Annotated in this window: 13 protein-coding genes; 3 read left to right on the top strand and 10 right to left on the bottom strand. The window is 42.3% G+C overall.

What is annotated here, in order from left to right; genetic code table 11:
* Positions 1-268 precede the first annotated feature (268 nt).
* Both HPS56_RS13020 and HPS56_RS13025 read left to right on the top strand, forming a co-directional pair.
* A complete protein-coding gene (locus tag HPS56_RS13020; RefSeq protein ID WP_172277533.1) occupies positions 269-877 on the top strand; it encodes a hypothetical protein in 609 nt (202 codons plus the stop codon).
* A complete protein-coding gene (locus tag HPS56_RS13025; protein ID WP_172277536.1) occupies positions 829-1,149 on the top strand; it encodes a helix-turn-helix transcriptional regulator in 321 nt (106 codons plus the stop codon). The genes HPS56_RS13020 and HPS56_RS13025 overlap by 49 nt, the downstream gene beginning before the upstream one ends.
* A gap of 24 nt (positions 1,150-1,173) precedes the next feature.
* Here HPS56_RS13025 and HPS56_RS13030 read toward each other — a convergent pair whose 3' ends face one another.
* The 8 genes from HPS56_RS13030 to gap all read right to left on the bottom strand — a co-directional run bounded on the left by HPS56_RS13030 (position 1,174) and on the right by gap (position 14,620).
* Entirely contained in the window at positions 1,174-1,722 is a 549-nt protein-coding gene (locus tag HPS56_RS13030) for a DUF4738 domain-containing protein (protein ID WP_172277539.1), read from the bottom strand.
* A 264-nt stretch (positions 1,723-1,986) separates the two neighbouring features.
* Positions 1,987-5,799, bottom strand: coding sequence for a hybrid sensor histidine kinase/response regulator transcription factor (locus HPS56_RS13035; protein ID WP_172277542.1), 3,813 nt, complete (start codon positions 5,797-5,799; stop codon positions 1,987-1,989).
* A 758-nt stretch (positions 5,800-6,557) separates the two neighbouring features.
* Positions 6,558-7,973: a glycoside hydrolase family 57 protein gene (locus HPS56_RS13040; RefSeq protein WP_172277545.1), complete on the bottom strand. Its 1,416-nt coding sequence runs from the start codon at positions 7,971-7,973 to the stop codon at positions 6,558-6,560.
* 45 nt (positions 7,974-8,018) lie between these two features.
* Positions 8,019-9,287, bottom strand: coding sequence for a glycosyltransferase family 4 protein (locus tag HPS56_RS13045; RefSeq protein ID WP_172277547.1), 1,269 nt, complete (start codon positions 9,285-9,287; stop codon positions 8,019-8,021).
* Positions 9,288-9,305: 18 nt separating this feature from the next.
* Positions 9,306-11,255: a glycogen debranching enzyme N-terminal domain-containing protein gene (locus HPS56_RS13050; protein WP_172277550.1), complete on the bottom strand. Its 1,950-nt coding sequence runs from the start codon at positions 11,253-11,255 to the stop codon at positions 9,306-9,308.
* 414 nt (positions 11,256-11,669) lie between these two features.
* Complete coding sequence (locus HPS56_RS13055; protein WP_172277553.1) at positions 11,670-12,605, bottom strand: diacylglycerol/lipid kinase family protein; 936 nt, start codon at positions 12,603-12,605, stop codon at positions 11,670-11,672.
* Positions 12,596-13,522 carry a tRNA (adenosine(37)-N6)-dimethylallyltransferase MiaA gene (miaA, locus tag HPS56_RS13060; protein WP_253952479.1) on the bottom strand — a complete coding sequence of 309 codons (927 nt, stop codon included), beginning with the start codon at positions 13,520-13,522 and terminating at the stop codon, positions 12,596-12,598. The genes HPS56_RS13055 and miaA overlap by 10 nt, the downstream gene beginning before the upstream one ends.
* Before the next feature lie 87 nt (positions 13,523-13,609).
* Positions 13,610-14,620, bottom strand: a complete 1,011-nt coding sequence (gene gap / locus HPS56_RS13065; protein ID WP_172277559.1) for a type I glyceraldehyde-3-phosphate dehydrogenase — start codon at positions 14,618-14,620, stop codon at positions 13,610-13,612.
* A 196-nt stretch (positions 14,621-14,816) separates the two neighbouring features.
* On the opposite strand from gap, the gene mscL reads away from it, so the two are divergent.
* Positions 14,817-15,248 carry a large-conductance mechanosensitive channel protein MscL gene (gene mscL / locus HPS56_RS13070; protein ID WP_172277562.1) on the top strand — a complete coding sequence of 144 codons (432 nt, stop codon included), beginning with the start codon at positions 14,817-14,819 and terminating at the stop codon, positions 15,246-15,248.
* Between the two features lie 70 nt (positions 15,249-15,318).
* On the opposite strand, the gene HPS56_RS13075 is transcribed toward mscL, so the two are convergent.
* Together HPS56_RS13075 and HPS56_RS13080 are read right to left on the bottom strand one after the other, a co-directional pair.
* Positions 15,319-15,756 (bottom strand): lytic transglycosylase domain-containing protein, encoded by a 438-nt coding sequence (locus tag HPS56_RS13075; protein WP_172277565.1) that lies wholly within the window; start codon positions 15,754-15,756, stop codon positions 15,319-15,321.
* Positions 15,757-16,269: 513 nt separating this feature from the next.
* Positions 16,270-16,450: hypothetical protein (locus HPS56_RS13080; protein WP_172277568.1), on the bottom strand; the 181-nt coding region annotated here is incomplete at its 5' end.

Below are 16,450 nucleotides of genomic sequence, written 5' to 3' on the forward strand. Positions count from 1 at the left end.
ATTCTGTTTCTGTACATTGTAAGAGGTTTTTAATGTTTACACCATAAATTTACCAATAAATGTGCATAAAGCACGGTATTAATGGCAGATAATTTGTCACGGCCTTGACCTTTTTATTCTGTCGGTGTAGAAATCTCGCGATTTATATGTACATTTGCACTATGATAGGCTTGTACTCCGGCTGGCTGAAATAAGCTTTATTGCACATGGTGTACACCATCATATTTACCTAAACGATATCAGTACTACATTACACCAATATCAAAATATGAACAATTCTAAGATCTTTAACCCCAACCGTCCGGAATTAGCTCCCTATGGACTGACATGCGAATTATGGAAACCGCAACCGTTGCCGCGCTTCGACCGCCACAATGAGATAGAAATAAATTTCTTTCCAAAGCATGGCGCATCATATCTCATTTCCAACAGAATAATAGACATTCCGCCAAATAGGCTTGTAATGTTCTGGGCTCTCACTCCTCACAAAACAATGACTTTTCCCGGAAAAGAGGAATATTACGTATGCACAATTCCTCTTACCTCGTTTTTGTCATGGAAAGTCGATGAAAATATGCAACATAAACTTTTACATGGAGAAGTTCTGGTCGCTGCCAACGAAATGACTGCTGAATACGACAGACATCTGTTACAGATGTGGCATAACAATCTTTCTGACGATACACACACCATGCAAGAGACAATAATGTTGGAAATGAAAGCACGTCTCAAACGGTTTGCCATGGAATATGAACAGCTTGAAAAAAACAGGGAACAATCTTATTCAAACGAAAACGGGAAAAGATTTTTTCTGAAAATGCAGATATCGTGTCACGTCTCACTATGTTCATCGCACAGAATTTCCATAAACCGATAAAGGCTGCCGACATCGGCAAAGCCGTGGGACTGCATCCTGACTATGCCAACAACTTGTTCAGAAAGGCTTTCGGATGCACACTGCATCAGTTTCTTTTACAGGAACGTATAAGCAATGCCGAGCGTCTGCTCGTGACAACAGACAAGCCTATAACCGAAATAGGCCTGTCATGCGGATTCTCAACCATTGCCCGCTTCAACGCCACATTTATGAAACGAACCGAATGTACACCAAGTGAATACCGCAAACGTTACGATTACAATGCATTATAATAATTATACAATAATTATATTAGGTTAAATATCCTCATCGGCATTTGCCCCGGTATCCAGCTGCGTATCGCGCGCAATGGTCATCGCCCCGGTATTGGAAATACTAACGACAAGAGGGATATACTCATCCGTCTGCGGATGGCTCACACTTGCGGCAAAACGCACGGTATTTCCATCCACACGATCGAACACAAGGCCTTCAAGCACTCCCGTGGTCATATAATCATCATCGAGATAAGGCTCAAATACAGACTTGGTGAATTCTTTTTGGAAAAACACACTTCCGTCGGAACGTTTTATGATTAGAGTGATGCGGTTGTCTATAAACTTCTGGCCGTTCTCGTCGGAAACCATGTCAAGGCTGCTGTCGGCCGTCCTCCCGATATCAGCAACCAACTGTGCTCCGGCAAGAGAGAACTCGCGCTTCTGCGAATAATCCTGCATCTTTATCGGTGATGACGGCTTCCTTGCCTCCACCTTCTTCGTTATTATGTTACTGTCGGTTTTCTTCTCGCCACATCCGGCAAGAGACAAGGCCACAAGCCCTGCATACAAGATTGTTTTTCCCTTCATTATATCAAATTACTGTCAGTTTTTTAGTATCCGAACAATGCCGGCCGGAGCAATAAAGCATTACATGAATCGCTCCGGCCGGTATTATAGGATGCAAATTTATACAAAAAAAACGAGAATGCCACAACATAACACGAAAAGACGGCATGAAACAACATAATACTCATATCTTAGACACCTGCATATCACGTCATACACAGAAGTATCGATCTGCAAAATATGAGTAAACATTGGACATCCATCATATTCCCAATGAAAAAAGTATTATTTTGATGCCTGCTCCCTGTATTCCGACGGGGTCATGCCTGTCTCTTTCTTGAAACAGCGGCTGAAATACTTCGGGTCGGAAAAGCCGACCATATATGCAATCTGAGAGAAAGAATAGCGGCTGCCGGATATAAGCTCCTCCGCACGCTGCATCCTTATATGACGCACAAAGTCTACCGGACTCATACCCACGATGCTCTTTATCTTTCCATAGAACACAGTACGCCCGAGATTCACCGCATCGGCAAGATCCTCTATACGCAGATTGGCATCCGATATGTTCTTCTCAAGATAGTCAAGAAGTTTTTTCATCATCTCGCTGTCGGCATCCACGATCTGCGGTGCCTCAAGCTTGTAGGTCCTGCGGTCGGCCGGCTTTATCTGCTCTACATAGTTTTGCTGGAGCATCCTGCGCTGGCTTATAATGTTGTTCACACGCGACTTGAGGTATATCGCACTGAACGGCTTGGTGATATAGTCGTCTATTCCCTCGCTAAGCCCCTGCAGCCGGTCGTCAAGCGACGCCTTGGCTGAAAGTACGATAATCGGGATATGGCAGATGTCTGTGTTCTGCTTTATCTTATGAATCATTGTCAACCCGTCCATCACAGGCATCATAACATCGGTGATTATAAAATCCGGCATCTCTGCCTCGGCAATGGCAAGTCCCTTCTCACCATCCGAAGCATGAAGCACCGTATAGTCGGTCTGCAGGATACTTATGAGAAAGGCACGCAGGTCATCGTTGTCTTCAACAATCAGAAGCCTCAGCCCTGACGGTGCACCGGAAACGCCCGTTGCGGAACCGACAATGTTCCGGCCCTCCGCACAGCCGGCCTCCTCTCCAAGACAAGCCACCGCCGCGGCATTACTGTCGCTTATATAAACTCCATGCTCCTTACCATAACGCAACATACTGTTCACAAGGTCAAGCATTCTCGATGCATTCCTTTTCACCATCTCAAGATGCGAGGAGGCCTGTTCTGACAGTCCGCCGCCCTTCAGCACCTCTGTCACCGGACCGCCTATCAGCGTCAGCGGAGTACGCAGCTTATGGCTTATATCGGTGAAGAAGCGTGTCTTCATCTCACTCAGCTCGCGCTCCAAGGCCGCCCTGTTCCTGAGATTATATATGTATATGGCAAGATATATAAGAGCAACAAAGATTATGACATAAAGAATCTTTGCCCATATCGTTTCCCAGAATGTCGGACTGACGTCAAGAACAAGAGCTGCGGTATTGCCCGTCCATACTCCGTCGCTGTTGGTGCTTTTCACAAGAAGACGGTGGCGGCCGGCCGGAAGACGGTTGAACGAAGCGCTGTTGGAAGAACCGACATAGTTCCATTTCTTGTCTGTCCCTTCTATCATATAGGCGTATCTCACAAGCGACTTGTCTGTATAGTCGATTGCGGAAAAATAAATCGTAAGGTTTCTCCGGTCGGAAGGTATATCAAGTTCCGGTTTGTTAAGAATAGGCTCCGGCTTCATATCCCCCTGGTACAATACTCCTGTAAAAACTATTTGAGGCTTGAACTTGTTTTTCTTCAACTCACCGGGACTGAAACTGACATAGCCTCCACGCGCGCCTACAAATATCATATCCGATACTTTATCGTACAACGGCTTCGCCTCCGTAAGATCTGTAACGTTGAGTATTCCGTTTGCCCCGTAATACTGGAACTTTCCTGTAGAAGGGTTGAGGCTGCTTATCGTCCCCTCACAGATTATCCATACATGCCCACGTCTGTCTTCTATCAGCGACTGCACAAAACCGATGCCCTCGGTCTCGTCGTTTATCGTCCGGAAACGGAGATTGTCGGAAAGGATATTATCCGAGACAAGCTTCTGTATCCCACCGCCCATTGTCACCACGTATACACTGCCGTCACGTGCGGCAAGGGTGTGCATGACATCCGATGTGACAAGACTGGACGTATCGTTCTCATTATGACGGCTAATGCGGAATTTTATATCCGAAGAAGAGTCAAAATCTCCGGAAAAACAAATCAGCCCCTCTGTGGCGGAAACGATCATAGTACCATCGGAAGTGTGCGTCACACGCCTCAAATTGCGCATATCCGAACGCGGATAATTTGCCTTCATCCGGTTTTTTATGTTTATAAAACGCAATTTGTCCGTATCCGTCTCATCAACAAGATTAAGACCACCGCCATAAGTGGCTATCCAAATACGGCCTTTCATGTCAACGTCAATATCATATATATTGTCGTCGCTCAGCGAATAGGAATCGGAAGCACTGCTGACATAGTGCCTGACACCGTCCTGCCCCATAACGTAAAGCCCGTCTCCCTTTGTACCGACAAGAATCCTGCCGTTACTGTCCTCGGCAAGGGAATATATCATCGGTGCAAACCGGATTCTCTCCTTATGTATTGTACCGTTTTTGTCTGCATATCCCATAAGATTGCGTGAGGAATCGAAAACGGCAAGCACCCCATCGTAAGACCCGGCCCAAATACGGCCATGACTGTCTGTAAGCAACGAGCGCACTTCCTGATTCAACGACACGCTGTTATAACGGAAACGGCGGTAACTGAAGTTGATAAAACAGAGGTCGCGCATACCTGTGCACCAAAGATTATGCTGATTGTCCGACATCCATTTTGTAATGGCCGGCAACACGGCCACAGCATGTCCGTCTGTCTTCAACGGATAAGGCTCAAGCGTTGACTTGCTCTCACAGAAATAAGAGAACGTCCCTCCCGACGGTATCAGCCAAACAGTACCGTTCGCATCCTCGTGTATGAAAGGCTTCTCGGATTTTGTACACTGCCACAACGGCACTTCCGGAGTATTGAGCCATAAAGAACGGCGGAGTTTCATGTCAACCATCACCACACCCTCATACTTCGTAAACGCCCATACGCGCTTTTTTGCATCAACATACATAAAGACCACCTCGGCAGACGGCTGAGCCGGCATCTGCACAGAAAATAAGGACATCGCACCCGTATAAGGATTATATTTTAATATTCCCGCATCTGTCGCCATTATCACATCTGACGAGCCATACCTCATCATTCCGTTGATTCGGCATACAGCCCCGGGAAACTTTACTTTTACAAGTCCTTTACCTCCACCGTGATGCAGCACATACAGTTCCTTGGATTCTGAGGCAAAACATGAATAGTCGCCCATGGAAACGAAATGCTCAAACGTTACGGAACTTTTCAACGTTCCTCCATATTGAAACAATCCCATATCCGTGAACACCCATTCATTCCCCTTTTCGTCTATTTCAACCTTCTTTATCCTGTTGTGCCCCGCAAGCTTATAACTTTCTATTCCCCTGTCTTCAAAAATGATACTGTCGGCAACACGATAATTACATGTACCGTCGTTTCCGACAAGCCATGTATGCCCGTTATCCAAGGGATAAATGCCACGCACGGCAAAATCTTCTTTAAACAATGCTTTCAGCCTTTCGCTGATGTTTATAAGCCTGCATCTGTTAGTATCATACATATAAACCTTACGGTCGTAAGTATTAAGCCACACATTGCCCGATGACGATGAACGCACATGCAATATTCTGTTTGATGAAAGAAGGTCTGTATGACCGGGGGTATTGCGGAATGTCGTGAAATGATAACCGTCATAAAAACACAGACCGTTCCAAGTCGCTATCCACATTATACCGTCAGGAGTCTGTGTAAAACCGGAAATTGTGTTTGCGGCAAGTCCGTCCCGTATAGTGAATGTCTTCAGCGCACAATACGGCTGCGCCAAAGAGCCTGTAAGATTTACAAGAAAGAAAAACAAAAAGATAAATATCTTTTTTATCATAATAATGTCCTTTTAGATTACAATACTAAGATCACACAAAACAAACATAGGTAAAGCTTGATTGTATTATGCAAAGGTATATAAAAAATCGCGATTTTATACGCCCGGAGAATAAGAAAGTCAAAACCGTGACTATCTTTGTGGGTAAAAAGAGGTCTGTGGGTCTCCCCCTGCCTCGAATAGAGTTAATAACGGGCTTTGTGTCCCAATAAAATGATTAGCCCATGAAAAGAACAGTCTGCGGTCTTGACGTGCACAAAGATAGTGTTTTTGATGTATTTTGTGCGCCAACGGACGAAAAATTCAACACAAATTCGGTGTTTTGACCGAAGCACTGGTCACGCTCCGCGATTTGATGGAGTCGGAAGGCGTCGAGGAATGCGCCATGGAGAGCACGGGCATCTATATGTTTTTTCACATCCGGTCAATCGATTGGATGCCATTTCACATGCCTCATTGTGATGGAATAGTTAGACAGACGCTCTTTTTCCCTCACAAAGATAGTCTCGGTTTTGGCTTTCATAGAGGAAATTTAGACAGAATCCCCGAGATTACAGTCTGCATGGTAAATAAAATTTCCCTATAACAGGGACGATACAAAAAACTCGGCTCTTCTGTCATGAATGGATATAGAATATTACTTCTATATATCATAGATCATATATGACGAACATTCACACCCTAAAAAACAATGATAAAAGGCAGGCCTTGCAAGCCTGCCTTTTATCATTCAAAATCCAACATATATAATGAGAATATTATTTTTTCTCCTCTTTCACACTGGCAGAAACAGCTTTCTTTCTTCCCGGTGTCTTCTTTGCTACAGTTTTTACTGCCTTTGCCTTTTCTGCCTTACCTTTTACCTTTTCATCCGAAGCCTGTATCTTCTCTATCTTTGCCTTCAGACGTATTATTTCCTTATCTTTCATCTCAATCTCATCTCCCTGATTCTTTATTGTTGTAAGAAGCGCATTAAGCTCCTCGTTGTCTATTTCATCGGGATAGAGACTGTTCACTCGGTTGATGAAGTCACCAAGAATATTCATATAGTTTGTGAACGCATCAAAAGGATCTGAATAAATCCCCCTGTCAAGTCCGACGTTTGAAGCCTTGGTCGTCATAAAGCGGAAATTGTTACTTGCCTGCAGATAATCCCAATCCTGGCATATACGGGAATCATTGGCTATACGCACACGGTCGGCAACACTGTAAAGCTTATTGAATGCCTCACGCTGCATCGCATTTCCAAGCCAGCAACTGACATCCCGCTCTTCGTCAACCCATGAAAGAGTGTCAGGAACATCAAGCGCACCCACACTCTTTGCCTTTTGACAAATCTCTCCCGGAGTGGCAAATGTTATACCCTTTGCTTTGGCGCATGAAGGAATGGCCCTGAGGAACTCAAGAATATTGGATGACAACGGCTGTGCAATACCAAGAGCGGAAAGTTCCATAAATATGTTTATAACCTGCTCTCCTTCCGGAAGCGATGCAATCCTGTTGATATAATTATCCGCAAAGAGAGGATAGCCTTCCCATTCACTGTTACTGAAACGAAGCGAAATGTCATCGCTGAGATTAACATCGCGCAACAAAAGCTTCAGTTCTGGAGCTATATTACAATTGTAAACATAATGCGGAGACTTCCAGCCCAAAACGTGCTTTGCACCCTCTGTAAGCATACCCTTGAATCCCATTGCTGCCACCTGACCACCGATATCATCACTGTAAATAAGCGAAGAGTTGCGCAGAACCGTAGGTTTCTTACCGAAATATTCCTCCATCTTTACACACTGCTTCTTAACATCATCAGCAAATGTTATCTCGTTTGCCAACGAAGAAAGACCATGCGAATACGGTTCGGCAAGAAATTCGACACATCCCGTTTCATTCAGTTCCTGAAGTTTCTCAATGACATGAGGAGCATGCATCTCAAGTTGCTCCATACCTACACCCGAGATGGAAAAAGCCACCTTGAAATACTGCCCGTTGTCTTTAATCATTTCGAGCAGCGTATTAAGAGCCGGTATATATGAACGCTCCGCTATATCTCCGATACTGCGTTCATTTTCATAGTCATCATAATAATAATGATCTGTTCCTATATCAAAAAACCTATAACGTTTGAGATGAATTATCTGATGAATCTCAAAATATAAGCATATTGTTCTCATAGTTGATGTTTTCTTTTATTAGTAGTGTAAATATTTAATATGGTATTATCTGTTGCCAAGCGTACGCTCATACAATTCACGTATCCAAAGACCTACTTTCTCCCACGTAATCTGATCGACCTCTCTCTTTCCTTCATCCTGAAGATAATGGAACAAGCTGTCGTTGGCACATATCGAATATATGGCATCTGCCAAGGCATGAATATCCCAGTAGTCAACTTTTATACAGTTTGTAAGAATCTCGGCACAACCGCTCTGCCGCGAAATAATAGACGGTGTCCCACACTGCATGGCCTCAAGCGGAGAGATTCCGAACGGCTCACTCACAGACGGCATAACATACACATCCGAATCCTTAAGACATTCATACACCTGCTTTCCTCTCATAAAACCGGGAAAATGGAAACGGTCCGCAATACCGCGTTCTGCAGCAAGCTGAATCATTGCATCCATCATATCGCCAGAACCAGCCATACAGAAACGCACGTTACGCGTACGGTGAAGCACCATATTGGCCGCCTCTACAAAATATTCAGGCCCTTTCTGCATGGTAATACGTCCGAGGAACGTCACGATCTTATCCTTATTCGTATGGTCAGGACGAGGTATCCTGTTATATTCTTCCTTAAGAGGATAAACTGCATTATGTACTGTAAAACATTTACGCGGGTCCTGATGATACTGGTTTATAACAGTCTGACGCGTAAGTTCACTCACGCACATTATACAGTCAGCCCTGTCCATACCGTTTTTCTCTATAGAGTAAACCGTCGGATTAACCTTTCCTCGGCTACGGTCAAAATCAGTGGCATGAACGTGTATACATAACGGCTTTCCACTGATCATCTTTGCATGAATGCCGGCAGGATAAGTAAGCCAGTCATGAGCGTGTATAATATCAAACTGCTCCGCACGGGCCACGACTCCTGCTATTATAGAATAATTGTTTATCTCCTCATGCAAGTTTGAGGGGTATCCTCCGGCAAACTCCAAACATCCCAAATCATTGACATTCATATAATTGAAGTCTGCATAGATATTATCGCGCATACGATAGTAACGCTCCGGAGACATAATATCACCGACCCTGCCATTCACATAGTCGTAATCCACATCCCGCCATGCTATAGGAACGGCATTCATCGCTATAATATCTGCCGAACGTCTGTCCTCATCTCCCCATGGCTTTGGAAGACACAGTGTAATATCCATATCACCCTGTGCATGAAGACCTTCGGTAATTCCGTAATTTGCTGTGGCAAGTCCACCAAACACATGAGGTGGAAACTCCCAGCCAAACATTAGTACTTTCATAGTTATCTTGATCTTCCGTTATTTCTGATAGGTATATTTCTCTAATAGTTTCTGAGTACGGAGCACCTCTGCCACATTCATGGCAAACGACATTCCTCCACGCCCGTGGAACGGAGGGTTACCGTCAAACAACTCTGATATAGTACCAAGAGCATGATAATTCATTTCATCCTCATATCCTACCATCTGGCGTTCTATGAAACTCAAACGTGTACGCTTATACAACTTAAGACATGCCTCCATATAGAAACCTCCAAGCCAAGGCCATGCCGTACCCTGATGATAAGCATAGTCTCTTTGTGTCTGCTGACCGACATACATAGGATTGTAACCACCGCTCTTGGGTGACAAAGACCTAAGTCCCTTCGGAGTAAGCAACTCTTTTGTACATACATCAAGCACCCCTTTCTTCTGTTTCTGATCCAATGGAGAATAATCAAATGCCACGGCAAACACCATATTCGGACGTACACTCCAATCCATTATATTGCCGTCAACATAATCCAACAGATAACCATACTCGTTGAGGAATGTATCAATGAAAGACGCCTTGCATAGTTCGGCACGTTTTTCCAAATCAGACACCAATGCCTCATTACCGGAGACTGCGGCCAAAGCGGCACAATATCTCAAGGCATTATACCACAAGGCATTAAACTCAACAATATAACCGGAACGTGGAACAACAGGACAACCATTAGCCATAGAATTCATCCACGTTATGGCTTCATTACGCCCGTTGCTGTATAAAAGACCGTTTTCATCCAAACGAAGATTAGGATGTTTGCCGCTTATCACATATTCCACTATGTCACTCACAAACTTTCCATATACAGCAGCTGTCTTTTCAAGACCGGAATCCTTGGAATATTGCTGTACTGTCCATATCGCCCATAAAGGAACATCCGGCTTCTCTATTTCTGAAATATCAACAGTAAGAGGCTTGTTTTCCATAAACTCATATAATCCTTTCATGGCTGTCTTCATGACAAGATGGAAATAATCCTCTTCATTTATTGCCAAAGTAAGTCCCGGCAAAGAAATAAAAGTGTCGCGTGCACGGCATTTGAACCATGGATAGCCCGAAAGAAGATAACGGTCATCATTTTTCTTACGTATATGAAACTGATGAGCCGCATTTACAAGACAGTGCAGGAAATTATCCCGTGGAGCACGTTCCTCAACTTCTTGTGTAAATAATGATTTTAGCTTTCCAGGACGTACTTCTGAGGTAGAAGCCGCAAATATTATGCTCTCACCTTTCTTTATATTCATCTCAAAGTAACCGGGCACATACAAGTCCTCATTTGAGGCATACCCGCGCTCCTGTTCTTTAGGATACTCTATACCACGATACCAATCCGGTGTGAAGACAAAATTGTTTTCCTTACTGAACTGCATATACAATTCAGGATATCCCGCATACATGCATGTCTTTATACCGTTATCGACCAATTGATAATCACGGCTTGCATTCATATTCTCATGAGTAAACTGTCTTACACTCCTGAAAGCAAGAAACGGACGAAAACGCAAAGTTGTCGCTGAATGGGCATCAACCAAAGTGTAACGGAGAAGTATCCTGTCCTCATAATGCTGGAAGACTACTTCTTTCTTTAACAACACTCCTCCAACCCGATAAAGAGTCGTAGGAACTTTATCACAATCAAACTCTCGGATGTACTTATGTCCCTGAGGACTGTAATGGTTTCCTTGGTACTTGTGAAGTCCAAGATTGAACTCCGCACCATGCTGAACAACAGTCACATCAAGAGAAGACAACAAAACATGATTGTCATCGTCAAGTTCAGGCACAGGCACAACCAGTAATCCATGATACTTTCTTGTATTACAATCAACAATTGTCGAACATGAATAAGCTCCGGAGCGGTTTGTCCTAAGCAATTCACGTCGGAGAGATTCCTCCAGGTTAGTCATTACAGCTTTTTCAAATCGCAAATAACTCATAGTCCCTATTTTAAGGTTTTAAATCTTAGTTAGCATTCATCTATAATATTGCTTTCCAAAACTATAAAAGTATCAGACAAGCAAATCCTCTTCAAAAGTAAACATTTTAGTTGTTTCTGCAAAAAAAAACTTCATTTATTTTACTTAGGAACATATAAAAACTTCTTTTTTTACTCTTTTTTATGCAACAAAAGAATATTATTAATCACCCTTAAAGATAAATATGGAATTAAAGATGATAACACCACATTGCATGTCCACCCTTGGCAAACATGTCAAATATGACTATCAGCAAGACAAAAAACGTTCCGCATTTGTCAAAAGTCATATTATCATAACAGATAAAAAAAGAAAAACTGATAAATGAAAGAAAACTTTGGACCATATCACATAAACTTTCTTATTCCCGAATAATCAATCAGGAATAAGAAAGTTTATAACTTCCTGCTCTACAGTTACCTTATAAGCTCCGACCGGAGTGGCAATAAGCCTGCCGTCAACACCGACCAAAGCATGTTTTGCAGATACAATGCTCACTTCAGAAGTCCTATAAGGATGCACACTGCGATGATTCAAAAAGCGTCCTGTCAACAATAGCCATATTCCGGCAAACATCTGAACAATGCCCGGATGATAAACGACAGAAACATCAAGAAGCCCGTTATATGGAACCGCATTGGGGGTCTGCCCATAACCGGGGCCGCTGCCGACACATAACGTCATCACTTTACGATTCAATTCTTCCGAATTTATTTTCACATGCATCTTATATTCCAGCCTATGAAATATCATAAGCACCAAAGACACAAGAAAAGACAACATCCGTGAGCCTAAAATACTGCGTGTCTGCTTACGGAGATTCATTATATCTGCGATAAGACCTATATTAATACAATTCAAGAAATACTGGTGACACTTCTCTCCTTTCTTGTTCATATAACGAACACATCCAAGGTCTATCTTACGGACACGGTGCTTTACGAGCCACTTCACAGTCTGCTCAATGTCACTCTCGCGGAAATTCCAAAAACGCGCGAAATCATTCATAACGCCATTTGGTATTACTCCAAGAACAATTTCATTACGCTCATGTATCTCGATATCCATTAAACAATTTGCAGCATCATTCAAGGCAGAATCCCCACCAACAACAATTATCGTTTTATAACCGTTGTTTATGAACATACGCACAAGACGTTCAACACTTCCGGAATTCTCGCACTGAACAAAATCATATTTAACGTCATTATTCTCTAAGGCACGTAAAACCCGTTCCCTATATTTGCGGTTGCCAACCAACCTTTTCCTCGGGCAATAAAGAATGCCCCAACGTGTAGCCTCTACTGCCATAAACTCTTTATTTTTTCTATTTTGTCAGCCATCGGCAGACAAGCATCTATCCAATGAATTTCATGTCCACGGCGTTCCATTCCACGAAACCATGTCATTTGACGTTTGGCAAATTGATGAATTGCTATTTCCAACTGCCTGAACATTTCCTCATACGTCAATTTGCCTGTCACATATTCTGTAATATATTTATATTCCAGACCATAATATATAAGTTCTTCTGCAGATACACCATCATCAAGCAATCCCCTTATCTCATCAATCATCCCCTGCTCAAGACGTTGCTTCAAACGTACCGTTATCCTACGTCTCCGTTCTTCACGGTCTATACACACACCTATAATCAGAGAGTCGGTTGGAGGCATGAATACAGCCTCGGAATCGCATTCTCCATTGAATGTCTCTATCTCTATAGCCCTTATTGCACGCTTTGCTGTATCAACATCTGTCTTATTATGCATACTTGAACCGTTCCTACTTTTCAGGCGACAGAGTATAGCGGTAAGTTCTTCAAGACTCTTTCCTTCAAGTTCCTCACGCAATTGCCTGTTCTCCGGCACATGTGAGAGCCTGTATCCTTTAAGTATAGCTTCAATATACAATCCGGTACCGCCACATAACACGGGTGTCTTTCCACGCTGTAGGATACCTTCATAAACCCTGATAAAATCTTGCTGATACTGGAACAGATTATACTTCGTCCCCGGTTCCATTATGTCAATCAGATGATAAGGTATTCTTTTCCCTTCTATTAAATAATCATCCAGATCTTTACCCGTACCGATATCCATGCGACGATACACCTGACGTGAATCGGCACTGATAATCTCAGCGTCAATCTCAGCAGCAAGAGCTGTTGCCAAACCGGTCTTTCCGCTCGCTGTAGGTCCCAATATGGTAATCATCCGATTCTTCATCTGCATTTCAAACATTAATGCAAAGATAATAAAAATAGGCCGTCCAGCAACACTGAACGGCCTTATTTTATTTAATAGACTAACAAATTAGCCATTAACTTTCTTCATGTGTGCGATAAGCTCGAGAACTTTGTTTGAATAACCAATCTCGTTATCATACCAAGATACAACTTTTACGAAAGTATCTGTCAAAGCTATACCGGCCTTTGCATCGAAGATTGAAGTACGTGTGTCACCCAGGAAGTCTGAAGAAACAACAGCATCCTCTGTATAACCCAGAACACCTTTCAATTCGCCCTCAGAAGCCTCTTTCATTGCTGCACATATTTCCTCGTATGTAGCAGGCTTTGCGAGATTTACAGTCAGGTCAACAACAGAAACGTCCAAAGTAGGAACACGCATTGACATACCAGTCAGTTTACCGTTCAGTTCAGGAATAACCTTACCTACAGCCTTGGCAGCACCTGTTGAAGAAGGAATAATGTTACCGGAAGCTGCACGGCCACCACGCCAATCCTTCAAAGAAGGACCGTCTACAGTCTTCTGAGTAGCTGTAGTAGAGTGAACAGTTGTCATCAAACCGTCTGTAATACCGAATTTATCATTCAAAACCTTTGCTATAGGAGCAAGACAGTTTGTTGTGCAAGATGCGTTTGAAACAAACTGTGTACCCTTCTCATATTTGTCAAAGTTAACACCGCAGACAAACATAGGAGTAGCGTCCTTAGAAGGAGCTGACATAACAACATACTTAGCACCTGCCTCTATGTGAGCCTGTGCCTTCTCCTGTGTCAGGAACAAACCGGTTGACTCAACTACATATTCAGCTTCAACCTCGTTCCACTTCAAATCTGCAGGATTGCGCTCTGCTGTTACACGAATTTCCTTACCATTAACAATGAGTTTGCTGTTTTCAACATCAGCCTCTATTGTACCCTGAAAAGCACCGTGCATAGTATCATACTTCAGCATATAAGCCAAGTAATCAACCGGGCAAAGGTCATTGATACCTACAACCTGAATGTCGTCGCGAGTCTGAGCTGCGCGGAAAACGAAACGACCAATACGGCCAAATCCGTTAATACCAATCTTAATCATTTTTACTTTTATTTTTTATAAGGGTTCTAAATATATCCTTTAACAAAATTGCATCGCCTCAAGAATCATAAGAAGTAATGAATAATCAAAATGATACTTTTTAGCTTTTATTTATTCTTTATCGGCCGCAAAGTTACAAAATATTTTCTATATTTGCACGATATACAAGTATTAAATAAGTTAAAAAACAAATTTCATGGGAAAATTCATCAACGAGTTTAAGAGTTTTGCTGTCAAGGGTAATGCCGTAGACATGGCAGTCGGTGTTATAATCGGAGGTGCTTTTGGAAAAATAGTCACTTCCATTGTCAATGATGTTATTATGCCGCCTATAGGATGGATTATAGGAGGCGTAAACTTCACTGATTTAAAGTTCGAGTTGCCATCTGTCAGCTTAGGGTTGGAGAAAACATCCGCAGCAACAATAAATTATGGTAACTTCATTCAGACACTTATTGATTTTGTAATCATTGCATTCTGTGTATTTTTACTTGTAAAAGGCATAAACAAACTGGCAAGCATAAAGAAAAAAGAAACAGAAAACAAACCTCCACAGCCACCGCAGCCATCTGCTGAAGAAGTTTTATTAAAAGAAATAAGAGACCTGCTCAAAGAACAGAAACAATAAGATAACAATGTAATTAAAAGAGACTATTCATCTTTAATGACGAACAGTCTCTTTTGCATATCCTTGAAAACTATTTAAGCTTACTCATCACCTTTTTATAATACTTCTGTGTCTTCCTCACATTATATTTATTTCCACCATTCCAAGAACGGATAGCTTTCTCTATATTATTCTCCGGATTAAAGTATGACTGCTTCAAAACAAACATTTCCTTTGATTTTTCCACACTGAAACGGTCTTTAAGTGTATAGCGCTTTATATTTTTTCTTTCTTTCAATATTAAATTACACTCTTTAACCAATATAGGTGTAATCTGCATAGCCCCGCAAGATTTACCACTTACCGCATTAGGATTTCCCGAACTTTCTACCTGAATAATTGCATCCATCACAGGATTCCAATCAAATGACTTTTCTGAATTTGGAACATTTCCACCGGCATAAACCATAACCGGCATACAACCGCAAATTAATAAAATAAGACTTACAATCTCTGTTATCCTCTTCATTACATATTATTTTTTGGAATCTGAATATAAAATTAAATATTCACGATACAATCTACATGAGAATAAGTGTGATGTATCAAATTCCAGTTAGATACTTGAATTATGGCAGTCTCAACATGAGACACAATAGCCATATTCTTTATTTCGGCTGCAAAATTACAAATAAAAATTCAAACAGCCAAATACAAACGTCTTTTTAAAGACTTATTAAGACCTGATTATCAACTAATTAACATAAATCAATAACATTACACCCTTTTCCATATATTCACAGGGACATAAATATCCAATAAGCATTTATAGTATTATGCCATGAGTAGACACATGCCTTTGCACATGCCAGACAGCCCCTCCAACTCCCCGAAGGGGAGAGAAAGGATGGGTATGTGGAATATTCCGAATCTGCAATGGGTATAACATGTATCATGGTTTGTATAATATGTCCATCATTCATTGAAGGGGCGGAGGACTCCCCACATGAGGCAACAAGTAGGGACGTGCCTTCGGCACGTGTCAGGCGGCAATATCCCTTAATGAGCAAGCTGTATTTGTAGCATACACTACACCGGACACATCGCGAAGCGATGCCCCTACATGGGGATGTATCCACCGGCAATACGTATATTCCCCCACGATACCCGCCACTATATCATATCCCCACTGATTTGCTACTGAGCAAAAAAAACGGCACTGC

Source organism: Xylanibacter muris (assembly GCF_013166605.1).
GTDB lineage: Bacteria > Bacteroidota > Bacteroidia > Bacteroidales > Bacteroidaceae > Prevotella > Prevotella muris.